Genomic DNA, 25,262 nt, shown 5'->3' on the forward strand with positions numbered 1-25,262 from the left:
TGCCCTTTAAGCCCAGCTTTGCTTTCTCTGCACTGAACAGCGGAGAGAAACCCCGAATGGTACATTCCCCTATTGCTGGCTTTGGCGGACGGTGGAACATATCGTTCCGGATCGCGTTAGGGTGACGGCAAAGGGGGGCTGTCTGCCCCCCATCGCGCCTGACGGCGCGATTCCCCCCGAGGATATTTTTGGCCAGATGAAGGGGATCCATTTGGCATCTGGACAGGGAAACATATGAGCGATTTGACTGCATTCTGGGCCGGGGCCGTGCGCGGGCACTGGGGGTTCGACGTCAAGCTGACGCGGCTGGACGGGGAATATGACCTTAACTTTCTGGCGCAGGCTACCAACGGGCAGGACTATGTTCTGAAGGTCATGCGTGCAGGCTGCGAGACAGAGCTGGTCGATCTACAGATTCGGGCGCTGGAACATATCGCGTCCGAGGCTCCGGGCCTGCCCTTTCCCAAGGTCATTCCCGATCTGGACGGTGCGCTGTTGCCAGAGATTGCGGATGCGGCAGGTGAAGCCCGGTTGGTCTGGCTGCTCGAACGGTTGCCGGGAACCTGCTACGCCAAGGCCGCGCCGAAAAGTGAGGAACTGATCCTGAAGCTGGGCCGCGTTCTGGGCGCAACCGACCGGGCGCTGCAGGGGTTTTCGCATGATGGTCTTCACCGGCCGGAGTTCAAATGGGACATGATGCAGGCCGGGTGGATCGGCGAGCAGTTGGACGCGATTTCAGACCCGGGTCGGCGCGATCTGCTGGCGGGCATTGTGGCGGGCTATGACCGCATCTCAGATGTGTTGGAGGCGTTGCCGAAGCAAGCCATTCACAACGATGCCAATGACTACAATATTCTGGTCGAGGGCGAGTTGGGTCGGCAATCGGTGTCCGGGCTGATCGATCTGGGGGACATGTGCGCCGCCCCGCGCATCTGTGATCTGGCCATTGCAGGGGCCTATATCGTGCTGGACAATCCCAAGCCCGAACGTGCGCTGGCGGCCTTGGTCCGTGGTTATCACGCGGCCAATCGCCTGCGGGCGGAAGAGGTGGATCTGATCTGGCCCCTGCTGCGCATGCGGCTGGCGGTGTCGGTGGTGAACTCGACCCTGATGGCAGTCGACAATCCGGACGACCCGTACGTCACCATTTCGCAGGCGCCCGCATGGCGGTTTCTCGAAAACGCTTCCGTCAATGGCGGGCTGATGTCGGCGCGGTTGCGGGCGGCTTGCGGGTTTCCGGTGACCAAGGGAGCCGAGCGGGTACAGGCCTATCTGCAGGATCATCGCGGCCACTTCGCGCAGATGTTCGGGCAGGATCTGAGCGATGTACAGATGGGCTCTCTGTCAGTGGAAAACTCGCTCTGGCCGCAGAACCCGTTTCACATGCCCCTGGAGGAAGCCGCACGCGTGGGTGAGGAATTCGGCAAAGGCCTCTGGCTGGGGTATTACAACGAACCGCGCCTGATCTATGCCGAGCCGGGGTTTCGCAAGGGGCCATGGAAAGCCTCGGATCGGCGCACGGTGCATCTGGCGGTGGATGTCTTTGCCCCTGCCGGAACCGTGCTGCATGCCCCGATGAGCGGCCGGGTCGAGGCGGTTGAAAACCGGGATGCGCATCTGGATTATGGCGGCGTGGTGATCCTGCACCACGAAACGCCCGGGGGCGACCCGTTCTACACCCTCTATGGCCATCTGGACCCTGAAGTCAGTGACCGCCTGAAACCCGGCGACCCGGTGGCGCAGGGCGCGGCCTTTGCGCGGCTGGGGGATGCCACGCAGAACGGCGGCTGGGCCCCGCATGTTCATTTCCAGCTGGCGCTGACCACGGACGGGATGCAGGCCGACTGGCCCGGCGTGGCCGACCCCGATGAGTTGGAGCTGTGGAACGCGGTCTGCCCCAACCCGGCGGCGCTGCTGAACCTGGCCGACGACAAGGTGGCCTATCGGCCGACCGACAAGCGGGCGATCCTGCAAGGCCGGCGCGATCATTTCGGCGGCAATCTCAGCCTGACCTATGACGATCCGGTGATGCTGGTGCGGGGGTGGAAACATCACCTGTTCGACGAATGGGGCCGCCCCTATCTGGACGCCTACAACAACGTGCCCCATGTGGGCCACGCACATCCACGCATTCAGGCTGTGGCGGCGGATCAGTTGAAGCGGATGAACTCGAACACCCGCTATCTGCACCCGGCACAGACCGCCTTTGCGGATAAAATCCTGTCAAAACTACCGGATCACCTGCAAGTGTGCTTCTTCGTCAACTCAGGGACCGAGGCCAACGAACTGGCCCTGCGGCTGGCCCGCGCGCATACCGGGGCGAAGGGTATCGTGACGCCGGATCACGGCTATCACGGCAATACCAATGCCGCCGTTGCGATCTCGGCCTACAAGTTCAACAAGTCGGGCGGGGTCGGTCAGGCGGATTGGGTCGAACTGGTCGAGGTGGCGGATGACTATCGCGGATCGTTCCGGCGCGACGACCCCGAGCGAGCCAAAAAGTTCGCGAATTTTGTCGACCCCGCGATTGCAGCGCTACAGGGCAAAGGCCACGGGGTTGCGGGGTTTATCGCCGAGACCTTCCCCTCGGTCGGCGGTCAGATCATTCCGCCCAAGGGCTATCTGCCTGCGGTCTACGAAAAAATCCGCGCCGCTGGTGGCGTTTGTATCGCGGACGAGGTGCAGACCGGGCTGGGGCGACTGGGCGACTGCTATTTCGGTTTCGAACATCAGGGCGCGCTGCCGGATATCGTGGTCATGGGCAAGCCCATCGGCAACGGGCATCCGCTGGGTGTGTTGGTGACGACCAAGGAGATCGCGCAGAGCTTTGACAACGGGATCGAGTTCTTCTCGACCTTCGGCGGCTCGACCCTGTCCTGCCGCATCGGGAAAGAGGTTCTGGACATCGTCGATGACGAAGGGCTGCAGCACAACGCCCGCGTGATGGGCGCGCGACTGATGGGTGGGCTGCGCGGGATCGAGGCCGATTTCGGCTGTGTCGGCGATGTGCGCGGCATGGGGCTGTTTGTCGGGGTCGAACTGGTCAATCCCGACGGCTCGGAAGGCACCGAAATCTGCAAATACGTCAAGAACCGGATGCGCGATCACCGCATTCTGATCGGCAGCGAAGGGCCCAGGGACAACATCCTGAAAATCCGCCCGCCCCTGACCATTGAGGCCGAAGACGTGGATATGATCCTGTGGGCGCTGCGCGAGGTTCTGGCCGAAATTGGCGATTACGCCCCGGAACCGGCCTGCGACCACAATCACCACCATCACGGCTGCGGCTGTTGCTAGCAAATGACCCCGGCTGCGCGGGCCGGGGTCCTGCTTTGCCAATCAGTGAAATACGGTCGCGGGGGTCATGTGACCGGTTGTTGGCAAAGGGATGGCTTCCGTCATTCTGCGCAGGGCCAGGCCCAGTTCTTCGGACAATGAGGCCAGCGCGGGGGCAAAATCCGGGCGTACGATGAGCGAGGCCATCATCATCGCATCCTCGCGCGCACCTTCCGAGGCCGCCGCGATCATCTGGGCAAAGCAGTTCTCATCCGCGCCCAGACACGAACATCCCAAACCATGCCGTATCAGCGGGCGACGCCCGTGATGGGCGCAAAGCGAGCACAGGCGGTCCAGCGCCAGCATCGCGGTGCGCCCTTGATCCTTGCCCAGCGCGATATCGAAATCGCTGGCGGCATCGGCACGCCCGCCCGGTCCATCCGCCCAAAGCCGCAGATACATCACCGCGCCCGCTTCGATAGGGTCGAGGTCGGACAGGCGACCCACCGCTGCACCGCCCCGCGAAGACGGCGCGCTCATTTCGTCAGGATCAGCTTGCCGGCGCGGGTGATGCGCAGCGTGTAAAGCTGGTCGCCCAGTTCGATATGGGCCAGATTGCCGCCCTTGGTCAGGTCTTCGGCCTTGTGTGCGGGCAACATGGAAACGGCATAGGATTGGGTGGCGGTCGGGGTCTGCGCGTTCATCGGACAACTCCAGAGGTTTTCAGGCAAATGGCCTGTTCTGTTCGCTTTTCTATCGATCTGGCTGACCCAAAGCTGGGTTGGCTGATGACTTCTGCCCTTAATCTGATTATTTTAGTAAGGTATGTCAAGCCCGGCTTTCCGGACGCGCGGTATTGGCGCAATTGCGCCACAGGGAAACCCGCGTTAGGTCTTGGGAAACAAGGCAGGAAGGCAGGAAATATGACCGCGGCGATTGTGTTTGATCTGGACGGAACTCTGGTGGACAGCATCGGTGATCTGGCCGGGGCGGCGAACCGGATGCTGGCCGATGTCGGGCACGGCCCGTTGCCGTCCGAGGTGATCCGGGGATTCGTGGGGAACGGCCTGCCCAAGCTTGTCGAACGGGTCATGCGCCATTGCGATCTGCCCATGGACCGCCATGCCGATCTGACCCGAACCACGCTGGATCACTACAATGCCGCCGCCTGCGACACGACCCGGCCCTATCCCGGCATTCCCGAAGCTCTGACCAAATTGCAGGACATGGGCTGCGTTCTTGGCGTCTGCACCAACAAACCCGAAGCCCCGGCCCGCCATGTGCTGGAAGCGCTCGGTCTGGACCGGCACTTCAAGGCCGTTCTTGGCGGAGACACCCTGCCCGTCCGAAAACCCGATCCGACCCATTTGGCAGAGAGCTTTCGCGCACTATCCGCTCAGGGGCCTTGCCTGTTTGTCGGCGACAGCGAGGTTGACGCCGAAACGGCGGCGCGCGCGCAGATCCCGTTTCTGCTGTTCACCGAAGGGTATCGGAAATCACCCGTGACCGACATTCCGCATCATTTCAGCTATAGCAGCGCCGGGGATTTACCGGCGCTTGTCACCCGCATCGCGGGGCAGCCTGCCTGAGGTCCGATCCATTGCTGTCCCCAAAAAATTAGTGAGGGGCCGGCCGAGGGGGTATGGACCAGCCCCTCATGGGGGAAAATGTTCGGCCATCGAAGGCCGGGTGGTTGTACTCTTTCTACCGAATCCCCTTGGGCGGCGAAATTGGGGGTTTCCCGTAGAAAGACAAAATCCGCAATAAGCTCATGCATAAAGGATCAATTTGATCCAAAAATTAGCAAGCATTTTTCTGCACTTACGATGGTGGCCCGAACACCGCCCAAACGATAAAAAAGATACGATCGGACCAAAAAAGACCGCGCACCGAAGGGACAAGGACGGAAATGGGAACGAATCGCACCAGCGCAAAGCCGGTTTCCTACCCTGTTCTGCAGGGCATTCTGCCCATCGACCGGGCGCATCTTCCCACCGAAATCCTGGCTGGAATCACCTTTGCCTGCCTCGCGATCCCCGAGGTCATGGGCTACACCAAAATCGCCGGAACGCCGGTGATCACCGGGCTTTACACGATCCTGATCCCGATGGCGCTGTTTGCGCTGTTCGGATCGTCGCGGCATCTGGTCGTCGGCGCGGATTCCGCCACCGCCGCGATCACCGCATCGGCACTGGCCGGGATGGCCGTGTCCGGGTCGTCGGACTATCTGGCGCTGGCCTCTCTTCTGGCCCTGATGGCTGCGGTGCTTCTGATCGCCGCCCGGCTGATCGGGCTGGGGTTTCTGGCGGACTTCCTGTCCAGAACCGTGCTGGTGGGGTTCCTGACCGGCGTGGGTATTCAGGTGGCCGTCGGCGAAATCCCCGGCATGCTGGGCTTTGAGGTCGCAGGCCATGGCACCCTGACCAAGCTGCAGGGCGTGTTTCAGAACATAGGTCAGATCAACGGACCGACCCTAGCAGTCGCTATGGCCGTTTTGGCAACGGTCGTGGGCTTCACGCGCCTGTCGCGTAAAATACCGGGGCCGCTGATCGCCGTGGTCGCTGTGATCCTGTGCAGTTGGGGGTTCCAGTTGGACCGGCTCGGCGTCGCGCTGCTAGGCGCGGTGCCCAGCGGTTTGCCCTCACTCTCGCTGCCGGATGTGCAGTGGAGCTGGACGCTGTTAAAACAACTGCTGCCCACCGCACTTTCGATCTTTGTCGTCATTCTGGCCCAAAGCGCCGCGACCTCGCGCGCCTATGCGGCCCGGTATGACGAACGGTTCAGCGAGAATACCGATCTGGTCGGGCTGGGCCTTGCCAATCTGGGGGCCGCTTTCACAGGAACATTCGTGGTGAACGGCAGCCCCACAAAGACCGAGATGGTCGCAAGCGCCGGCGGGCGCAGCCAGATCGCGCAGCTGACAACCGTGGTGATTGTTCTGGTGGTCATCCTGTTTCTGACCGGCCCTCTGGCCTTTATGCCCACAGCCGCGCTGTCGGCCATCGTGTTCCTGATCGGGGTGAAGCTGATCGACCTGCGCGGGCTGGCCGCCATTTACCGACAGGCGCGATCCGAGTTCTGGATCGCGGTTGCGACAGCCGCCGTTGTCGTTGTGGTCGGCGTGGAACAGGGGATCATCTTTGCGATGGGGCTGTCGCTGGTCGATCACACGCGCCGGGGGTATCGGCCAAAGAATTCGGTGATCGTTCAGACCGAAGATGGCGGCTGGCACTCCAAGGCGCTGTCACCCCCCAACCAGTTCGAACCGGGCCTTGTGATCTATCGGTTTTCCCACGGGATGTACTACGCGAACATGCAGCGCTTCTCGGACGACGTGACCGGGATTGTCAGGGGCGCGGGCCCAGAGATTGACTGGTTCTGCATCGATGCCTCGGCCATCGACACGGTCGATTTTACTGCGGGATATACCCTGCGCAGCATTCACAAAGAGCTTACGGCACGGGGTATCCGGCTGGTCTTTGCCATGGTTGAACCGGATGTGCGGGCCGAACTGACGCGATACGGGCTGGTCAAATGGGTCGGAGAGGACGCCTTTTTCGACACCGGCCAGGAATTGGTGAAAGCCTTTCGGGACCGCCACACAGACGGCGCCTGACACGGGCAGAAGCTCAGGCGGCTGGCGTCCGGGTCTGATCGCCGCCTTCGGCCCCGTCACCGTAATTGCGGGCTTTCGACATTTTGCCGATGCCGGGATTGAAGGAATTGGTTGGGTCGCAGCATTTGTAGTGCGCCGCCAGATCGGGCTTGGCCTTGTACAGATGGCCGACATTGTGCTCGGCCGGGTATTCCGCGCCGCGTTCGTCGAACAGGGCCAGCATCGCGGCCTTCAGCGCCTTGGGGTCCGCGCCCTTTTTGACCACGTAATCCTGATGCATCACGTGGCACATGAAGTGACCGTAATAGAGCTTGTGAACCAGTTGGTCGTCGATCTCGGGCGGCAGCTTTTCCAGCCAGTCGTGATCGTTCCGGCGCAGCGCGACGTCGAGGGCGATGATGTCTTCGACCTCGCTGGCGTGGATCGCCATGTAGCGTACTGCGGCACCGGCTGCTGCGAAACGGTGCAGCCCGGCAATCTTGGCCTCGCGCGCGGTGCAGTCAAAGAAATCGGCGTCGCGGTCGGCGAGGAAACCGGGAAGCCAACTGGCGGCCTCATCAATCCCGCCGTCTTTCATTTTCAGGATCAGGTGGTGTTCGTAACGGTCCCGGAAATCCGTCATCCGCTTGGGCAAAACCCGGGGCCATAGCGACACCGCCATCTGCATGAAGCGGTCGGTGAAATTGCGCAGAAACGGGATACGGCGCAGCCGTGCATCCACCGCGCCTTTCAGGGCAAAGAACATCGGCAGCCGGTCAGTGCCCAGCTTGTCGATCATGACAACCGTGTCCTTGCCGTAGCGCGCGGTGATGTCGAACACCTCGCGTTGCATGTATTCGGCTGAAACGGGCAGAGAGGTGAATTCGGACAGGATATGCCGCCGCAGCGCGGCCAGATCGCCCGGGTCGTTGGTGCCGATATAGAAAACCTTCTCGGCCTCATTCTTGGGGAAGGTATCCAACCGCACCGCAAAGACCGCCAGCTTTCCGGCAGAGCCTGCGGATTCGAACAGCTTCGCCTTGTCCGCATTGAACCGCGCCGGCGTTTGGGCATCCACGTCCCGCACGATCTGAGCGTAATCGCTGGCCGAGGCGCGTTTGTTTGTGGCTCCGGGATTGCGGTCGAACGTGCCCGCATCCAGACTGGCAAGAATGTCCTCGGGCGTGTCCCCCAGATCGATCCCCAGATGGTTGACCAGTTCCAGCTCACCGGCCTCGGTGATCTGCGCGTAGACCGAGAGTTCGGTATAGACCGGCCCACGCTCGACCAGAGAGCCGCCGGAATTGTTGCAGACACCCCCGATGATCGAGGCTCCTATGCACGAAGACCCGATCACCGAATGCGGCTCGCGCCCCAGCGGGGCCAGCAGTTTTTCCAGCGCAAACAGGGTGGCGCCGGGAAAGCTGACGATCTGCTCACCGCTGTTCAGCGGCACCAGCGTGTCCATCCGGCGGGTATTGATCAGAACCACATCGCGGTCATAGCTGCCCGACGGGGTCGAGCCTTCGGTCAACCCGGTATTGGCGGCTTGCATGATCACGATCTTGTCGGCGGCCACGCAGGCCTGAAGCACTTTCCACTGTTCCAGCAAGGTGCCGGGGCGAAGGACACACAGCGCTTCGCCCTCACCCGAGCGGAAACCGCGGCGGAATCGTTCGGTCGCCCGTTCGCCGGTCAGGACATGGCGCGAACCAACGATTGAACGGAAATATGTGATCAGTTCATCATTGGTCATGGCGGCCTCCGTTACGGTCTATGCGGCGCGAAAGCGGATGTTCTCGCGGCTCAGTTGGTCAATGCTGGTGACGCCCATCAGCTTCATGTCGCGCTCGATTTCGGCGCGCAACAGACCCAGCGCGCGTTCGACGCCGGCCTGTCCGGCAGCCGCCAGCGGGTACAGGTAATGCCGTCCGACGCCGACCGCCTTGGCCCCCAACGACAGCGCTTTCAGCACATGGGTGCCGCGCTGAATGCCGCTGTCCATCATCACATCGAGTTTGTCACCGACCGCATCCACGATTTCGGACAATTGGTCAAAGGGCGTGCGCGAGCCGTCCAACTGGCGCCCGCCATGGTTCGACAGGATGATACCGGTGCAGCCGATTTCAGCCGCGCGTTTGGCATCCTCGACAGTCATGATGCCCTTGAGGCAGAACTGGCCGTCCCAGTCGCGCACCATTTCCGCCACATCGTTCCAATTCATCGACGGGTCGAGCATGTCGGTGAAATAGCCGCCGATCGAGCTGGCACCGCCGCTCATATCCACATGCTCTTCCAGCTGCGGCAGGCGGAATTTCTCATGCGTGACATAATTGATGCCCCACATGGGCTTGATCGCGAACTGGATCATGCCGCCCAGCGTCAGCCGGAACGGGATCGAGAACCCGGTGCGCAGGTCGCGTTCACGATTGCCGCCGGTGATGCTGTCGACGGTCAGCATCATCACCTCGACACCGGCCTCCTTGGCGCGCTGCATCATGGCCGTGTTCAGCCCGCGATCCTTGTGGAAGTAGAACTGATAGACCTGCGGGTTCTTGTGTTTCTGGCGCAGCTCCTCCAGCGATACGGTACCCAGCGAAGAGACACCGAACATGGTGCCATATTTCTCAGCCGCCGCCGCCACGGCGCGTTCCCCCTGATGGTGGAACAGGCGCTGCAAGGCGGTGGGCGAGCAGTAGACCGGCATATCCAGCTTCTGCCCCATCACGGTGACGGACATGTCCACATCCGACACCCCGCGCAGAACCGAGGGCAACAGGTCGCAGCGCTCGAATGCGCTGGTGTTTTCCCGATATGTCACCTCATCATCCGCGCCACCATCGATATAATTGAAGATGGGGCCCGGCAGCCGCTTTTGGGCCAACCGCCGGAAGTCGTGGAAGTTATGACATTGGTTCAGACGCATGACGCTGCTCCTTAATAGGCGACCGAGGGCAGCCAGGTGGCAAGGGTCGGCCACAGGAAGACCAGCGCCAGACCGGTCAGCTGCAGCAGCACAAACGGGATGATGCCCTTGTAGATGTGCATCAGCTTGATCTCGGGTGGGCAGACGCCTTTCAGGTAGAACAGCGCGAAGCCAACCGGTGGCGTCAGGAAGCTGGTTTGCAGCGTTACTGCCACCAGGATCACGAACCAGACCAGCGCAGGCTCATCCAGAACGCCGAAGCCCGGAATGTCGATGCCAAGGCCGTTCACGATGGGGCGCATCAGAGGCAGCACGATCAGCGTGATCTCGATCCAGTCCAGAACGAAGCCCAGCAGGAAGACGATGAACAGGATGAACAGAACCGTGCCGTTGGCCCCGAACCCGGTGGATTGCACCACATGTTCGATCAGCTCATCCCCGCCCAGTTCGCGCAGCACATAAGAGAACACGGTCGCGCCCAGGAAAATCGCGAAGATATAGGCGGTGGTGTTGAAGGTCGACACCAGCACGTTCCACAGTTTTGCGAAGGTCAGCTTGCGATAACCCAGCGCCAGCAGCGTGGCCCCCAGCGCGCCGATGCCCGAGGCCTCGGTCGGCGTGGTCAGACCCGCAAAGATCGAGCCAAGCACGGCGAAGATCAGCAGCAGCGTCGGGATGACGGCGATCAGCACGTCCTTGACGGCGTCCCAGTCGGGGGCCTTGGCACCTTCGGGCACCGGGGCCGCATCACGCTTCACCAGCGCAAGGATGAAGATATAGGTCAGGTAGAGGCCACCGATGATGACACCGGGGAAGACCGCAGCCATGAACAGGTCTCCGACCGACAGGGCCATCTGGTCGGCCATGATCACAAGCATGATCGACGGCGGGATCAGAATGCCCAGCGTGCCCGAGGCCGAAACCACACCCGCCGCCAGCGTCGGCTGATATTTCTGCTGCATCATCGAGGGCAGCGACAGCACGCCCAGCAGCACAACGGATGCACCGATGATCCCGGTCGAGGCCGCAAGGATGATCCCGATCAGCGTCACCGTGATCGCCAGACCACCCCGCACGGTGCCGAACAGGCGCTGCATCGACGACATCAGACGCTCGGCCACGCCGCTCTCGTCCAGCATCAGGCCCATGAAGATGAACATCGGCAGGGCCACCAGAACCGCGTTTGACATGGTCGCATAGACCCGGTTCACCACCGCGCCAAGCGTCAGGTAATCCAGCCCGGTAAAGGTGCTTTCCAGCCCTGTCCACAGCATAAGGTCGTTGTCGAAGAGATAGGCCAGACCGCAATAGGCGACGCCGACACCGGCCAGCACCCAGGCCACCGGGTAGCCGGTGAACAAGAGCGCGATGAAGGTCAGGAACATTGCGATGACCAGCTTTTCCTCGGTCGTTTCGACCAGGAAAGTCAGGGCCACACAGACGGCGGCAAACACGGCAAGCACCAGCAGGATACGGCGCAGCGGCGCGCCCTCGCGTTCCGAGGCCGGCCCGTAGAGCAGCGCGTGCCCATCGTGGATCAGCCGCGCCAGCGCCGCCAGCGCCAGCAGCACGAAGCTGACCGGAATAACCGCCTTGAACGCCCAGCGCGCAGGCAGACCGGTCGGGCTGTCGGACCGTTCGTTGACGCGGAAGCTCTCGTAGAAATAGTCATAGCCCTGATCGATCATCAGGTAGATGAACGGGGTCAGCAGGGTCAGGATGCCGATCACCTCGATCACCCGCTGGGCGCGGCGGGAAAGCTGCATGTGCAGCACGTCCACCCGCACGTGGCTGTCGGTGATCAGCGCGTAGGATATGCCGATCATCGTGACGATGCCGTAGAAATGCCACTGGATCTCGTCCAGTTTGGGATAGTTCTGGCTGAGCAGATAGCGCAGCGAAACCTGCGTGAAGATCGCGGCGATCAGCAGGACATTGGCCCACATGACCACGTGGCCCACGGCCTTGACCCCAGTGTCGATCGCCACGGCGATTTTCTGGCGGTCGGTTTCGGGATGTTCCAGGAGGCCTTCATAGGCTTCGACCGGATCGTTGATGTTCTTTTGGGGGGCCATGGTCATTCCTCGCTCAGCAGCCCGGCGCGCGGGCAGTGAAAGGTTAGAAAGTCCGGGTTCAGAAAGAAATGACCGGAGCAGCGGTTACCGCCGCTCCGGTTCCGTCAGTTCACACGGTTACTGACGCGGGAGGAAGGCGTTTGTCTTCCACAGGTCATAGCCTTCGCGGAACTCGTTCATGTCGGCCAGAACCTGAGCAAAGAAGGCGTCATTGGCGGCCTCTTCGGCGGCAACTTCTTCCCAGGTGGCGCGGAACGTGTCCAGCATCTCGGGCGACCACTGCTTGATGGTGACACCGTTGTTTTCGACGTTGTCGATCAGGGCCGCGTGCTGGATGGCTTCACCTTCGGCAAAGCTGTCCGCCATCGAAGCCTTGCAGGCGTTTTCGATGATCGCCTTGTGCTGGTCGCTGGTCTCGTTCCAGACATCCTTGTTGATCATCAGTTCAAACACGGTCGCCTGCTGGTGCCAGCCGGGGAAATAGTTGAACTTCACCAGCTTGTGGAAGCCCAGACGCTGGTCGATGGCAGGCATCGAGAACTCGGTCGCGTCGATGGCACCTTTTTCCAGCGCCGGGAAGATCTCACCACCCGGCAGCAACGAGGTCGCAACGCCCAGCTTCTGCATCACCTTGCCACCCAGACCGAAGAACCGCATCTTCAGGCCTTCCAGGTCCTGGGGCGAGTTGATCTCGGTCGCGAACCAGCCCGAGGTTTCGGGCGCGATGATCGCGCAGGGCAGAACGTGCACGTTATAGCCTGCCTGATCGTACATTTCCTGATACAGTTTCAGGCCGTTGCCGTAATACAGCCACGCCATGTATTCGCCCGCCTCGGGGCCGAAGGGAACCGCCGAGAACAGCGGAGCGGCAGGGATTTTACCCGCCCAATACCCGGCGGTGGTGTAGCCCGAGTTGATCTTGCCGGTGGATACCGCGTCCAGAATTTCGAACGGCGGAACCAGTTTGCCCGGCTCATACACTTTCATTTTCAGCGTGCCGCCCGACATCAGGTCAAGCTGTTCGGCAACGCGCGGAATCGGCGAGCCCAGGCCCGGCAGTTCGGTCGAGAATGCAATCGGGGTTTTCAGCAACAGCTTGTCAGCGGCAACCGCAGGTGCGGCGAGCAGGCTGGCGGCCACGGCGAGGCTCGTCAGGGTCTTCTTCATGAAATCTCCTCCAGGGTTGGTCGGGGTGTTTTCCCGATCAGCGGCGCAGGCTCTTCCAGCGCCCCTCCGGTGGTAAACTAACTTTACCATTATCATTCAGTCAATAATTTAATTTACCACTGGGATTTGTTGGGACAGCTTTAAGAGACGTAACACCTGATGAAGGTACGGTGCTGCGCTATGCAGTTCCGCACCAATAAGTGTTTATAATCAGGTTATTGCGTCCATTGCAATCCATTAATTCAGTCGCTTGAATTTTTTGCAGATATGGTTATATTAGTTTACCACTGGCGCAATGCCCCGGATCAGACAGAGGCGGAACAACATGAGCAGAACGGCGATTTTCGAACCGGTCGGACACGAATCGCTGGCTGATGCCGTTATATCGCAAATTGAAGATCTGATCGCCTCGGGCATTCTGAAACAGGGCCGCAAGCTGCCGTCCGAGCGTGATCTGGCCGAGATGCTGCGCGTGTCGCGCCCTAAGCTGCGCGAAGCCTTGGCCGTGTTAGAAGAGCGCGGGCTTGTCACCACGCAGCATGGTGAAGGCACGTTTGTCGCCGCCCTGACCGGACAAGCCATGATGCCGGCCCTGCTGGCCCTGTACCAACGGCACGAGCCGGCCTTTTTCGACTATCTGGAATATCGTCGCGAGCAGGAAGGGTTCGCCGCCCGTCTTGCCGCGCGCCGCGCGACAAAAGCCGACAAGGAACGGATTGCCGAGATTCTGGACGAGAACGAGCGCGCCTGGCAGGAAAACGACGCGCAAGCCTCGCAAGAGGCCGACTTTGCGCTGCATTCGGCGATTGTGGATGCCAGCCAGAATGCCACGCTGATCCACATGATGGCGTCGATCTACGACCTGACCCGCAGGGGCGTGTTCTACAACCGCGACTTTCTGCGCAGCATAGACGGCACCGGCGAGAAACTGTTGCAGCAGCATCTGGAACTGGGTCGCGCGGTCATCGACGGCGACGAGGCGCGCGCCGAAAAGGCGGCGACCGATCATATCGACTTTGTCGAGGAATCCTTCAAGCAAGGGATCGAGCAGAACCGCCGGGAAGCAATGGCCGAAAAGCGCCGCATGCTGTCCCGGTGATCTGCTGAAACCCCGCGCTGTGGCCCGGTTTGGGCTTCGACAGCACTACAGGCTTGCGCGCTGCGCCAGCCCCTTTTGTTCAGCAAGACATGCGGCGACCGAGGCGACGGCAAGATCCTGCAAGCCGACACCGGTTCCGTCGAACAGAGTGATTTCGTCAGCGCCGGCCCGTCCCGGATGATCGCCATTGATCACCGCGCCGATTGGGGTGACCCGCTCTGCCGTCAACGACCCGTCTGCAATCGCGTGCTGCGCCTCGCCAATGATAGTGGATTGAGCAACCTCATCGGTGAACACCGTGGCAGCCGCGACCAACGCGGCGTCAACCTCTTGCTTGCCCTTGGTATCCGTGCCCATGCAGGCCAGATGGGTGCCGGGTTTGATCCAGTCCCGCATCAGCAAAGGTTCGAAGGCCGAGGTGATGGTGATAATCACATCCGCCTGCGCGCCCAGTTCCTGTTGCGACACGGCTTCGAATTCCAGACCGATCTCCTCTGCCACTGCCTGAAGACGCGGCAGCATATCGGGATGCGGGTTCCAGGCGACCACCTTTTCGAAATCGCGCTGCTCGGCAGCCGCGCGCAGTTGGAAGGCCGATTGGTGGCCCGCGCCCACCATCCCAAGGGTTTTGGCATCTTCCCGCGCCAGATGCGCAATCGAGACCGCCGACGATGCGGCCGTCCGCACGGCCGTCAGATAGTTGCCGCCAACCAGTGCGGCCAATTGGCCGGTGTCCGGGTCGAACAGGAACACGGTGGACTGGTGATTGGTCAGCCCCTTTTCCATATTCCCGGGCCAGTAGCCGCCGGATTTCACACCCAGCACCTGCCCGGCCCGGTCGAAGCCAGACTTGAAGCCGTACAGCGCATCGGCATATCCGATGGCCTCGCGAACGACCGGGAAGTTATAGGCATCACCCCGCGCCATCGCGGCGAATACGGCCTCGACCGCTGCGAATGCTTCATCGCGCCCGACCAATTGCTGGCACAGGTCTTCTCCGACGATCAGCAGGCCTTTTCCAGACATATCCTTCATGCTCCTCGCCCTCGTCTCAAAACGCCTTGCCGCGCGCCGATACCGGCCACAGGGTTTCGACCTTGCCGTCCCGCACGCCCACGTACCAGTCATGCACATTGGCCGTCGGGTCGCAGTGCCCCGGCACCAGACGCAGCTTGTCGTTGATGTTCAGAACCCCGTCCGGATCGGCAACAACGCCATGCTCATCCGAGCATTTGGCGTATTCCACATCCGTTCGCCCGAAGATCACCGGCAGGCCACTATCCACCGACTGCGCCTTGAGGCCCGCATCCACGATGGCCTTGTCCGCCTTGGCGTGGCTCATGACGCTGGTGAGGATGAAGAACGCATTCTCCCACTCGCCCCGGTCGATGCGGTTGCCGTCCTTGTCCAGAATGCGGCCGTAGTCAGCATCCATGAACGCATATGACCCGCACTGCAGCTCATTATAAACGCCCGATGTACTTTCGAAGTAATAGGAACCGGTTCCGCCGCCGCCGACAATGTCACAGTCCAGACCTTCGGCCTTCAGACCCTCCACGGCGTCTTTCACCATGGCAACGGCAACGTCGATCTTGGCTTTGCGATCTTCGTAGAGATCCATGTGCTGCATTGCACCTTGATAGGCCTGAATGCCCGCAAATTTCAGCCCCGGCGCGGCGTCGACGGCTTTGGCAATGGCGATCACATCAGGCGTGGTCGTCACGCCGCACCGGCCCGCGCCGCAGTCGATTTCCACCAGACACTCGATTTCCGTACCGTGACGCTGCGCGGCATCGGACAGGTCCGCCACGTTGCCGATATCGTCGACGCAACAGATCGTCCGCGCGCCCAGCTTGGGCATGCGAGCGAGCCGGTCGATCTTGGCCAGGTCACGCACCTGATTGGAGACCAAAACATCCTTGATCCCGCCACGGGCAAACACCTCGGCCTCGGACACTTTCTGGCAACAGATCCCGCAGGCCCCGCCCAGATCGATCTGCAACTGCGCGATGTCCACGGATTTGTGCATCTTGCCATGCACCCTGTGGCGCATCCCGTGGGCCTTGGCATAGTCGCCCATCTTCTTGATGTTGCGCTCGAGCGCGTCCAGGTCCAGCACCAGAGCGGGGGTTTGAATCTCGGCCTCATCCATGCCGACGGCGGCGGGGATGTCGAAGCCGACCTCAAGCTGGTCGATGTTTACGGGCTTGTTCATGACTTCCTCCTCAGCCCCTGATCCAGGGCAGTTTGTCCAGGTCCACATTGCCGCCAGTGATGATCACGCCGACGCGCTGCCCCCGGAACACGTCCGGGTTCTTCAGAATGGTGGCCAGCGGCACGGCGCTGCTCGGCTCCATCACGATGCGCAGGTGTTTCCAGGTGATTTTCATGGCGTCGATGATCTCTTGCTCGCTGGCCGTGTGAATATCGCTCAGGAAATTCGAGACGAAATGCCAGGTGTTGTCCTTCAGCGGCACCTTCAGCCCATCGGCGATGGTTTCGGGCGCGTCATCGGCAATGATGTGCCCGGCTTTGAAACTGCGATACGCATCATCGGCCTGTTCAGGCTCGGCCGCATAGATTTTCACCTCGGGCGCAAGGTTGGAAAGCGTCAGGCAGGTGCCCGAGATCATGCCGCCGCCGCCAATCGGCGCGACCACCGCATCCAGCCCATCGGTCTGTTCCAGCAGTTCCGCCGAACAGGTCGCCTGCCCGGCAATCACGCGCGGGTCATTGTAGGGATGCACGAACTCACCGCCAGTGCGGGCCTGCACCTCGGCGAACACCGCCTCGCGTGAGGTGGTCGAAGGCTCGCATTCGGTGATGATCCCACCGTAGCGGCGCACCGCGTCCTTCTTGGCCTGCGGCGCCGTGCGCGGCATCACCACATTGCACGGAATATCCCGCCGCCCCGCCGCATACGACAGGCTGAGCGCGTGGTTGCCCGAGGAATGCGTGCAGACGCCGCGCGCGGCAGCCTCGTCATTCAGGCCAAAGACCGCGTTGCAGGCCCCGCGCACTTTGAAAGCACCGGCTTCCTGCAGGTTCTCGCATTTGAAGAACAGCTGCGCGCCGGTCATGTCGTCCAGAAAGGCCGACCGCAGCACCGGAGTGCGATTGATATGCGGCCTGATCCGGTCATGCGCCTCGCGCATATCACCAAGGGTCAGGCAATCGGCTGTTGTCATGTCGTCAAGCATCTGAATATTCCTCAGGCTGCGGATTTCAACGGGTTCGCGCTGCCCGAGCGAAAGAACTCCTGCGCCGCTGCAACGCCACTGCCCAGCGCGATGGGATAGTTCAGATCGGCCATCGCCATCTCGATCGTCGCGAGGCCAGACAGAACCATCACATCGGTCAGGCTGCCCAGATGGCCGATGCGGAAAGCCTTGCCGTTCATCTCGCCCAGACCGATGCCGAAGCTGACACCATAAGCGTTGAAGGCATGGTCCGTCAGGGCATTGCTGTCGAACCCCTCGGGCACATAGATCGCGCTGACCGTGTCGGAATACAGGTCCGGCGACTGCGCGACCAGGTCCAGCCCCCAGGCGGCGGTGGCTTTGCGCACGCCCTCGGCCAGACGGAAATGGCGGGCATAGACGTTGTCGAGGCCTTCTTCGAACAGCATCTTCAGGCTTTCGCCCATGCCATAGATCAGTTGCAGCGGCGGCGTATATGGAAACCCGCCCGACGCATTCGCCGCCATCATGTCGCGGAAATCGAAATAGGTGCGCGGCAGCTTTGCCTGCCCCATCGCGTCGATTGCCTTGGGGCTGACGCAAAGAATGGCCATCCCCGCCGCCAGCATGAACCCTTTCTGCGAGCCCGAGACGGCGATATCGACGCCCCATGCATCAAACTCGAACGGCATCGAGGCCAGTGAGCTGACGCAATCCACAAACAGCATTGCCGGGTGGTCGCTGGCATCCATCGCCTTGCGCACCGCGCCGATATCCGACCGGACGCCGGTGGCCGTCTCGTTATGGGTGACCAGCACCGCCTTGATCTGATGGCCGGTATCGTCGGCGAGAATCTCGGCGAACTTGTCTGCCGGCGCACCGCTGCCCCAGGTGCATTCGATGATCCGCACGTCCAGCCCGTGACGCTGGCACAGATCGATCCAGCGGTGGCTGAACATGCCGTAGCGTGCGACCAGTACAGTGTCGCCGGGGCTGAGCGTGTTGGTGATCGACGCCTCCCACCCGCCGGTTCCACTGGCCGGGAAGGTAACGATCTGGCCCGAGATCGTGCCAAAGACCGTTTTGGTATCCTCCAGCACCGGCGCAAAGGTTTCGACGAAATCGGGCGCCCGGTGGTCCTGCGTCTGCACCTGCATGGCCAAACGCACACGATCCGGGATGTTGGTCGGGCCGGGTATGAACACCGGGTTCTGGTTGGACATCGCATCTTCCTCCGCTTTGGTAAAAGCATCCAACCGGGCGCGGGATTTTGCAATTTTCTCGAAAATGTTTTTTAGCATGTGAAAAATTACCCCAAAGCCTTGAAATAGAAGGATCAGCTATTTTTTCATTTTTGGGGCCACATTTTCCATTAATGAAAAAATATGCGACAACACCTGTAAGCAATGGCGAAAACAGAAGGAATCAGTGGTGAAAACACAGCAACGCGCGCGGGGGCGTCCGAAATCTCAGTTCAAGGAAAGTTCGGCCGGAACGATGCAATCGCTGGACCGCGCGCTGGGAACGCTCAGCGCGGTGGCGCAGCTTGAACGTTGCACACTCAGCGATCTGAGCCGTGAAACCGGTGTGCCCACCGCGACGACGCACAGGATACTGACCACATTGTCCAACCGGGGGTTCGTGAGCTTCGATGAAACCCGGCAGGAATGGATGGTCGGGATCGAGGCTTACCGGACCGGTGCCTCCTTTCTAAAACGCAACAATGTGGTTGAAACCGGCCGCCCCATCATGCGCAAGCTGATGCAGGAGACAGGCGAGACCGCGAATATGGCGATGCCGGATGGCGGTGATGTGGTTTTTGTCAGCCAGATCGAAACCGGCAACCCGATCCGCGCGTTTTTTCCAGCTGGGTCGCGCACGCCGATGTACGCTTCAGGCACCGGCAAAGCGTTGCTGGCCGCCATGCCGCGCGCGGCGCTGGACAAAATCCTGTCCGGGACCCGGTTCGAAAGTTTCACGCCGCGCACCCTCGCAGATGCTGGGGCCTTGTTGGCCGATCTCGACCGCATTCGCGAACGAGGCTGGTCCTTTGATGAAGAGGAACGACATTCCGGCATGTCCTGCATCGGGGCCGCGATTTACAATGAACAAGGCGAACCCTTCGCGGGTGTCTCGGTATCCGGCCCTACCGCGCGGTTTCGCGATGCATCCGTAGCGCGGTTCGGTGCGTTGGTCGCTGCAGCGGCCCGCGATATCACCGCAGCGGTTGGTGGCAATCCGAAATGACCCGAGGCGGCAGGCGGCTAGGTTTGGTCAACCGAAGTCAGGCCGATCTGCGCCATCGCGATGCTCATTTCATCGCTCAGAACGGACCAGAGCTGGTCCAGCCCGCTTTCGCCTTCGGCAGCGATTGCGAACTGCAGAATGCGGCCAAAGAACACGAAATCGGCACCGTTCAACAGCGCCTTTAGCGCATCCTCACCCGACCGCAGGCCGCTGTCATAGAACAGGGGAAAACCCTGCCCAACCGCCTCACGGATCTGGGGAAGCATCAGGAACGGCGCGGGGGCGCTGTCCAATTGCCGCGCGCCGTGGCTGGAGACCTGGATCGCATCCACCCCGGCTTGTTTCAGCGCAACCGCGTCTTCCGGGTCCAGAACACCCTTGACCACCAGCTTGCCCTGCCACTGATCCCGCAGGCGGGATAGCGTGTCCCAATCTGCTTTGGCGCGGCTTTCGGTGCGGTCGAACTCATACCCCTGCATCAGGAAATTGGCCATCTGCGGTCTGCCTTTGAACAGAGTCGTCAGCGACCAGCGGGGATGCAGCGCAAAGTCGACAAACTGGCGCGGGCCGATCCTGAAGGGCATTCGAAACCCATGGCGCAGTTCGCGCGGTCGTCGCCCGACCTCGGGCACGTCCACCGTCAGAACAAGGGTTTCGTAGCCAGCCGTCTTTGCGCGTTCGACCAGTTTGAACGTGCCGGACCCGTCACCGCTGAAATATAGCTGGAACCACGCGTTCCCCTCGGCGGTTTCGATCAACTGCTCCATCGGGGTCGAGGCGACGGTAGAGACGCCCAGCGGCACCGAAAAGCGCGCGGCCAACCGTGCCAGCATCAGATCCGCCCCCGGACCCGACAGGTTGCACATGCCCATCGGGGCGATGCCGAATGGACGTTGGGCGGATTTGCCAAAGACCGCGCTGCGCAGCGACCTTTGGCTGACATCGCGCAGGATACGCGGGCGCAAGGTCATCGCATCCAGCGCCGCGCGATTGCGGGCTGCGCCGGTTTCTGCCCCTGCGGACCCGTCGATGTAGTCGAACACCATCCACGGCAAACGCCGCCGCGCAAGGCGGCGGGCGTCTTCGGCGCTGTGAATGTCGCTTGATGGCATCAGGCCTCGACGGCCTTCATGAACCGGTCGCGGATCACCACCGGGTCCATCGTGATCGGAGGCATCTTGGCATTGCCGCTTTCACATTTGCTGACGACGATGGTCATCTGCTTTGCGTCCAGCGCCTCTTGCAGCACGCGGCCAGTGTCTTCGGCCTGACACTCGATCACGCGCTCGCATCCGGCGGCCTCGGCCATTTTGGCAAGCGACGTCTTCTGCCCGGCATATGTGGGCTGATCCCCGGTCGAGCCGTAAGAGCCATTGTCCACAATCAGCAGGATGTAATTGTCGGCCACATTGTTGGCGATGGTCGGCAGTGTCCCGAGATTGGTCAGGATCGAACCATCGCCGTCGATCACGATCACCGGTTTCGGTTGCGCCAGCGCCAGACCCAGACCGATGGACGAGGCAAGCCCCATCGTGCCCAGCATGTAGAAATTGGTGGGCTGATCGTCGATGGCGTGCAACTCCTGGCTGGGGATGCCGATGTTGCAGACCACAAGCTGATCCCGCAGGATCGGCGCGATTTCTTTCAGGATTTCAGAACGGATCATTGGTCGCCATAGCCTCCCCAGAAGTTGGCGTCGGTCAGGATGGCGACCGGCTTGTTGCACATGAAGGTGTATTTCAGGATCGCGTCCAGTTCCTCGACATCCGCTTGATGGTGGAAGTGGTAGGTCGGGATATTCAGCTGCGCCAGCAGGGCCTTGGTATGCACCGCCATCTCGACCTGACAGGCGATGGGTTCGCGCAGTTCGCCCCGGTATGAGATCAGCATGGGCAGCGGCATCCGGTAATACTGGATCAGCGTGGCCAGCGTGTTGATCGTCACCCCGATGGCAGTGTTCTGCATGATGATCGCCGGGCGCTTGCCGCCCATCCAGGCCCCCGCGCACAGGCCCATCCCTTCGTCTTCCTTGTTCGAGGGGATGTGGTAAATCCCGTCGCGGGCGTCGATTTCCTCGATCACACCGGCCAGTTGCTTACAGGGAACGGTGGTCACGAACGAGATATCGTTCGCCACCAGATCGTCGGTGATCTTTTTGTCGATATTCATTTCAAGCAGTCAGTCCTGTTTGGGGCGCACGTGGCGCGATTGAGGAGGGTCAGACCCCGCGATGCACGTGAACGGCGCAGGGGGCATGGCGAACGACCCGCGAGGCGGTCGATCCCAGAAAATAGTCGCTGAGGTCGGGCTTGTGCGACCCGATGACAATGCAATCCGCTGCATGTTCGGCGGCATAGTCGATGATGGTGCGGGCCGTGTGGCCCTTGACGATGTCGGCGGTCACGCCCTCGAGTCCCTCGACCTTGGCCAGCAATTGATTTCGCGCGCGCTCATAGGCTTCGGCGACGACGGATTTGTCCAGATAGGCACTGACCGATCCCTGCGGCATCTCATAGACATGCAGCGCGATGATCTCGGCACCGTCTGCGGACAGCGCCCGCGCGACTTCCAGCGTATGGTTCGATATGCCGTGGTCCAACGCCATCGGAACAAGGATTTTTTTGTACATGACTGCCTCCTTTGCTGCAGGGCCTATCCCCACGGGTTCAGGATAATCTTGGGGGACGCGACAGCGCCAGTGCGCAGTTCGCGAAAGGCCTGACCACCGTCGGACAAGGCCCGTTCCTCGGGCCAGTCCAGCGGGCCGAGCCGACCGTCGAAAATGGCCTGCGCGGTGTGGCGGAAATCGTCTGCGGTATAGGTGTAGGTGCCGATGAACGTAATCTCCTGCAGGGTCATGCGCCGTATGTCCAGGCCGCCTGTGTCCTCGCCCAGACCGACATGCGCGATCACGCCGCCGGGTGCCGCGATGGCCGACGCCGCGGCACGGGTCGCCGCATATCCGACGGCATCGATCACCAGCGGGAATTCGGGCTCGGGCGCGGTCACAAGATTGAACGGGCAGTGGTTGCCCAGAAATTCACGCCGCAGATCGTTCGGCTCGGCAATGGTCACGTCCTCAATCCCCATCGCGTGCAGCGCCAGAGCCGCCGCCAGGCCAATCGCACCGCCGCCAATGACCAGCGCTTGCCTGTCCATCGCCGGATGCAAGGCTTCGACCGCCAGACGGACCGTGTGCCAGCTGACCGCCAGAGGTTCCGCCAGTGCGGCTTTGGACAAGGGCACATGGTCGGGCACATCGATCAGGTTGGCCCCGGGCATCGCGACGAACTGCGCAAATGCGCCCTCGCGTGGCGGCATCGAGATGATCTGGCGGTTCGCACAGATATTCTCGCGCCCCGCCGCGCAAGACGGGCAGGCACCGCAGGTGATCAGAGGGTTGATGGTGACGCGTTTGCCATCCCACGACCCGCCCACGATCACACCTGCAGCTTCATGCCCCAGTATCAGCGGCGCAGGCCGCCGCGCGTCGTGCCCGAGATAGGCGTGCATGTCCGATCCGCAAATGCCGACCGTTTCAACCCGCACCAGATGCTCGCCCGGGCCGGGGACCGGGTCGGGAACCTCCTGAAACGCCAATTGTTCGACGCCTTCATAGACCAGAGCTTTCATTTCGCCGTGAACCCCCCGTCAACCATCAGGATTTGACCTGTCACATAGTCCGAGGCTTTCGAACACAGGAACAGGATCGGGCCGTCGATATCCTCTAACCGGCCATTGCGGTGCATGCAGGTCTGCGCGGCGTTTCGGGCAGCTCGCTCGGGGTCGTCGAACACGGCCTGCGTCAGCTCGGTCGGAAAAAACCCCGGCCCGATGGCGTTGGCGGTGATGCCGTGGGGCGACCAGGCCTCGGCCATGGCGCGGGTCAGTTGCCCGACCCCGGCTTTGGTCGCGCCATAGGCTATACCGCCGGGAAAGGCGCGGGTTGTCTGTAGCGAGGCGAAGTTCACGATCCGGCCCCAGCCCCGCGCTTTCATCGCGGGCACCATGGCCTGGCTCAGGAAAAACGGCGCGCTGAGGTTCAGCGCCAGCGTCGTGTCCCAGCCTTGCGCGGTGACATCATCCGCCGCCTCACGCGTGTTGATACCGGCGGCGTGCACGATGATGTCGGGCGGTCCGAATTTCGAGGATACGCTTTCGACCAACCCACCCGTTTTCGCCCGGTCTGCCACATCACCGGTAACCGCTGCGCACCGCTCTCCGATCTCATCGCAGAGCTGGTTCAGAGCGTCCGCACGGCGCGCCACGCCGACGACCCTGGCCCCGGCGGCGGCTAGGGCCTGAGCCACGCGCCGCCCCAGACCCGAGCTTGCGCCGGTGACGCAGGCGACCCGGTCGGACAGATCGAATAACGCGCGGGGGTCATCCATCGGCGGTCAGGTCGAACTGTTCATCCGGGAAATACTTGGCCAGCCGCACATCCGCCGCCCGCGCATGTCCTTCCATCCCCTCAAGGCGCGAGATACGGGCGGTTGCCACCGCGATCGGCTTTGATCCTTCGCGCGTGGCCCGCTGCCAGGTGACGATCTTCATGTATTTGTGCACACTCAGCCCGCCGGTATAGCTGGCCGCGCCAGAGGTCGGCAGGACATGGTTGGTGCCGGTGGCCTTGTCGCCATAGGACACGGTGGTTTCCTCACCCAGAAACAGCGAGCCATAGCAGGTGAGCCGGCCCAGCCACCAATCCAGATCTTCCGCCTGAACCGTCAAGTGCTCGGGGGCGTATTCGTCGGAACAGGCGGCCATTTCTTCCCGGTCCGAACAGACGATCACCTCGGCATAGTCGCGCCACGCGGCGGATGCGTTTTCGCGGTTCAGCTCGGGCAGGTCTTCGATCAGGGTGGGCACCAGCTCCATGACCTTCTGCGCCAGCGCCCGGTCATCCGTCACCAGCCAGACGGGCGAGTTGTAGCCATGTTCGGCCTGGCTGACCAAATCCGTCGCCACCACATGCGCATCCGAGGTACTGTCGGCCAGGATCAGACTGTCGGTTGGGCCTGCAATCATGTCGATGCCGACCTTGCCATAGAGAATGCGCTTGGCCTCGGCCACGAACTGATTGCCCGGACCAACAAGGATATTCGCGCGCGGCAGGCCGAACAGGCCATAGGTCATCGCCGCAACACCCTGCACACCGCCCATGGCCAGAATGCTGTCTGCCCCGCAAATATGCGCGGCATAGACAATCGCGGGCGCAACGCCTTCGCCCGGACGGGGCGGAGAGCAGGCGGTGATATGGCGGCACCCGGCCACCTTGGCCGTGGTCACGGTCATGATCGCACTGGCGATGTGGCTGTAGCGGCCACCGGGCACGTAGCACCCCGCCGCGTCCACCGGGATCGCCTTTTGCCCGGCGATAAAGCCCGGCACGATCTCCATCTCGACATCCGAGACAGTCGCCTTCTGCGTCTCGGCAAAGCGGCGCACGTTGTCATGGGCGAAGCGGATATCGGCCTTCAGCTTTTCCGGCACCAGCGCAATCGCCGCGTCGATCTCGGCCTGCGTCATCAGCACATTGCCGTCGTATTTGTCGAACTTGGCCGCATATTCCATCGCCTTGGCGTCACCGCCCGCCTCGATATCGGCAAGGATGGTCTTGACCGTATCATGCACCTCGGTGGCATGAGATTGCGCCGTCAAAGTCGCCTTTTTCAAATAGTCACGCGGCATATTCAAC

General features: G+C 61.7%; 22 protein-coding genes. 5 read left to right on the forward strand and 17 right to left on the reverse strand.

Features of this window, described 5'->3' with window-relative positions:
- Nucleotides 1-234: 234 nt before the first annotated feature.
- Entirely contained in the window at nucleotides 235-3,297 is a 3,063-nt protein-coding gene (locus ACR0EZ_RS19915; RefSeq protein ID WP_480616416.1) for an aminotransferase class III-fold pyridoxal phosphate-dependent enzyme, read from the forward strand.
- 42 nt (nucleotides 3,298-3,339) lie between these two features.
- Here ACR0EZ_RS19915 and ACR0EZ_RS19920 read toward each other — a convergent pair whose 3' ends face one another.
- Both ACR0EZ_RS19920 and hemP read right to left on the reverse strand, forming a co-directional pair.
- Nucleotides 3,340-3,816, reverse strand: a complete 477-nt coding sequence (locus ACR0EZ_RS19920; protein ID WP_480616418.1) for a hypothetical protein — start codon at nucleotides 3,814-3,816, stop codon at nucleotides 3,340-3,342.
- Nucleotides 3,813-3,980, reverse strand: coding sequence for a hemin uptake protein HemP (gene hemP, locus ACR0EZ_RS19925; protein ID WP_480616420.1), 168 nt, complete (start codon nucleotides 3,978-3,980; stop codon nucleotides 3,813-3,815). The genes ACR0EZ_RS19920 and hemP overlap by 4 nt, the downstream gene beginning before the upstream one ends.
- A 219-nt stretch (nucleotides 3,981-4,199) precedes the next feature.
- Between hemP and gph the strand changes: the two genes are divergently transcribed.
- Together gph and ACR0EZ_RS19935 are read left to right on the forward strand one after the other, a co-directional pair.
- On the forward strand, nucleotides 4,200-4,865 hold the full coding sequence (gph, locus tag ACR0EZ_RS19930) for a phosphoglycolate phosphatase (RefSeq protein ID WP_480616421.1): 666 nt from the start codon (nucleotides 4,200-4,202) through the stop codon (nucleotides 4,863-4,865).
- Between the two features lie 320 nt (nucleotides 4,866-5,185).
- A complete protein-coding gene (locus ACR0EZ_RS19935; protein ID WP_480616424.1) occupies nucleotides 5,186-6,892 on the forward strand; it encodes a SulP family inorganic anion transporter in 1,707 nt (568 codons plus the stop codon).
- Between the two features lie 13 nt (nucleotides 6,893-6,905).
- Here ACR0EZ_RS19935 and dld read toward each other — a convergent pair whose 3' ends face one another.
- From dld to ACR0EZ_RS19955, 4 genes are all read right to left on the reverse strand, one after another.
- A complete protein-coding gene (gene dld / locus ACR0EZ_RS19940) occupies nucleotides 6,906-8,627 on the reverse strand; it encodes a D-lactate dehydrogenase (protein WP_480616426.1) in 1,722 nt (573 codons plus the stop codon).
- Nucleotides 8,628-8,645: 18 nt separating this feature from the next.
- The gene (locus ACR0EZ_RS19945) at nucleotides 8,646-9,797 is read right to left on the reverse strand and encodes an alpha-hydroxy acid oxidase (RefSeq protein ID WP_480616428.1); all 1,152 of its coding nucleotides are present in this window, start codon (nucleotides 9,795-9,797) and stop codon (nucleotides 8,646-8,648) included.
- Nucleotides 9,798-9,808: 11 nt separating this feature from the next.
- Complete coding sequence (locus ACR0EZ_RS19950; RefSeq protein ID WP_480616430.1) at nucleotides 9,809-11,878, reverse strand: TRAP transporter large permease subunit; 2,070 nt, start codon at nucleotides 11,876-11,878, stop codon at nucleotides 9,809-9,811.
- A 111-nt stretch (nucleotides 11,879-11,989) separates the two neighbouring features.
- Complete coding sequence (locus ACR0EZ_RS19955; protein WP_480616432.1) at nucleotides 11,990-13,039, reverse strand: TRAP transporter substrate-binding protein; 1,050 nt, start codon at nucleotides 13,037-13,039, stop codon at nucleotides 11,990-11,992.
- Between the two features lie 325 nt (nucleotides 13,040-13,364).
- On the opposite strand from ACR0EZ_RS19955, the gene ACR0EZ_RS19960 reads away from it, so the two are divergent.
- Nucleotides 13,365-14,138, forward strand: coding sequence for a FadR/GntR family transcriptional regulator (locus ACR0EZ_RS19960; protein WP_480616434.1), 774 nt, complete (start codon nucleotides 13,365-13,367; stop codon nucleotides 14,136-14,138).
- Between the two features lie 45 nt (nucleotides 14,139-14,183).
- Here ACR0EZ_RS19960 and bhcD read toward each other — a convergent pair whose 3' ends face one another.
- The 4 genes from bhcD to bhcA are packed head-to-tail and all read right to left on the reverse strand — an operon-like array spanning nucleotide 14,184 to nucleotide 18,540.
- Nucleotides 14,184-15,173 carry an iminosuccinate reductase BhcD gene (bhcD, locus tag ACR0EZ_RS19965; RefSeq protein ID WP_480616436.1) on the reverse strand — a complete coding sequence of 330 codons (990 nt, stop codon included), beginning with the start codon at nucleotides 15,171-15,173 and terminating at the stop codon, nucleotides 14,184-14,186.
- Between the two features lie 16 nt (nucleotides 15,174-15,189).
- Nucleotides 15,190-16,353 carry a 3-hydroxy-D-aspartate aldolase BhcC gene (gene bhcC, locus ACR0EZ_RS19970; RefSeq protein WP_480616437.1) on the reverse strand — a complete coding sequence of 388 codons (1,164 nt, stop codon included), beginning with the start codon at nucleotides 16,351-16,353 and terminating at the stop codon, nucleotides 15,190-15,192.
- A gap of 10 nt (nucleotides 16,354-16,363) precedes the next feature.
- Entirely contained in the window at nucleotides 16,364-17,338 is a 975-nt protein-coding gene (gene bhcB / locus ACR0EZ_RS19975; RefSeq protein WP_480616439.1) for a beta-hydroxyaspartate dehydratase BhcB, read from the reverse strand.
- A gap of 11 nt (nucleotides 17,339-17,349) precedes the next feature.
- On the reverse strand, nucleotides 17,350-18,540 hold the full coding sequence (gene bhcA, locus ACR0EZ_RS19980) for an L-aspartate--glyoxylate aminotransferase BhcA (protein WP_480616457.1): 1,191 nt from the start codon (nucleotides 18,538-18,540) through the stop codon (nucleotides 17,350-17,352).
- Nucleotides 18,541-18,748: 208 nt separating this feature from the next.
- Between bhcA and ACR0EZ_RS19985 the strand changes: the two genes are divergently transcribed.
- Nucleotides 18,749-19,564, forward strand: a complete 816-nt coding sequence (locus ACR0EZ_RS19985) for an IclR family transcriptional regulator (protein ID WP_480616440.1) — start codon at nucleotides 18,749-18,751, stop codon at nucleotides 19,562-19,564.
- Nucleotides 19,565-19,581: 17 nt separating this feature from the next.
- On the opposite strand, the gene ACR0EZ_RS19990 is transcribed toward ACR0EZ_RS19985, so the two are convergent.
- The 7 genes from ACR0EZ_RS19990 to hisD are packed head-to-tail and all read right to left on the reverse strand — an operon-like array spanning nucleotide 19,582 to nucleotide 25,255.
- The gene (locus ACR0EZ_RS19990; RefSeq protein ID WP_480616441.1) at nucleotides 19,582-20,676 is read right to left on the reverse strand and encodes an alpha-hydroxy acid oxidase; all 1,095 of its coding nucleotides are present in this window, start codon (nucleotides 20,674-20,676) and stop codon (nucleotides 19,582-19,584) included.
- The gene (gene comE, locus ACR0EZ_RS19995) at nucleotides 20,676-21,230 is read right to left on the reverse strand and encodes a sulfopyruvate decarboxylase subunit beta (RefSeq protein ID WP_480616442.1); all 555 of its coding nucleotides are present in this window, start codon (nucleotides 21,228-21,230) and stop codon (nucleotides 20,676-20,678) included. The genes ACR0EZ_RS19990 and comE overlap by 1 nt, the downstream gene beginning before the upstream one ends.
- Nucleotides 21,227-21,733, reverse strand: coding sequence for a sulfopyruvate decarboxylase subunit alpha (comD, locus tag ACR0EZ_RS20000; protein WP_480616443.1), 507 nt, complete (start codon nucleotides 21,731-21,733; stop codon nucleotides 21,227-21,229). Before comD ends, comE begins: the two co-directional genes overlap by 4 nt.
- A gap of 49 nt (nucleotides 21,734-21,782) precedes the next feature.
- Nucleotides 21,783-22,193: a universal stress protein gene (locus tag ACR0EZ_RS20005; RefSeq protein WP_480616444.1), complete on the reverse strand. Its 411-nt coding sequence runs from the start codon at nucleotides 22,191-22,193 to the stop codon at nucleotides 21,783-21,785.
- A 23-nt stretch (nucleotides 22,194-22,216) separates the two neighbouring features.
- Nucleotides 22,217-23,197: an alcohol dehydrogenase catalytic domain-containing protein gene (locus tag ACR0EZ_RS20010; RefSeq protein ID WP_480616445.1), complete on the reverse strand. Its 981-nt coding sequence runs from the start codon at nucleotides 23,195-23,197 to the stop codon at nucleotides 22,217-22,219.
- Complete coding sequence (locus ACR0EZ_RS20015; RefSeq protein ID WP_480616446.1) at nucleotides 23,194-23,955, reverse strand: SDR family NAD(P)-dependent oxidoreductase; 762 nt, start codon at nucleotides 23,953-23,955, stop codon at nucleotides 23,194-23,196. The genes ACR0EZ_RS20010 and ACR0EZ_RS20015 overlap by 4 nt, the downstream gene beginning before the upstream one ends.
- On the reverse strand, nucleotides 23,948-25,255 hold the full coding sequence (gene hisD / locus ACR0EZ_RS20020) for a histidinol dehydrogenase (protein WP_480616447.1): 1,308 nt from the start codon (nucleotides 25,253-25,255) through the stop codon (nucleotides 23,948-23,950). The genes ACR0EZ_RS20015 and hisD overlap by 8 nt, the downstream gene beginning before the upstream one ends.
- Nucleotides 25,256-25,262 lie beyond the last annotated feature (7 nt).

This window comes from Ruegeria sp. AK4 (assembly GCF_056541025.1).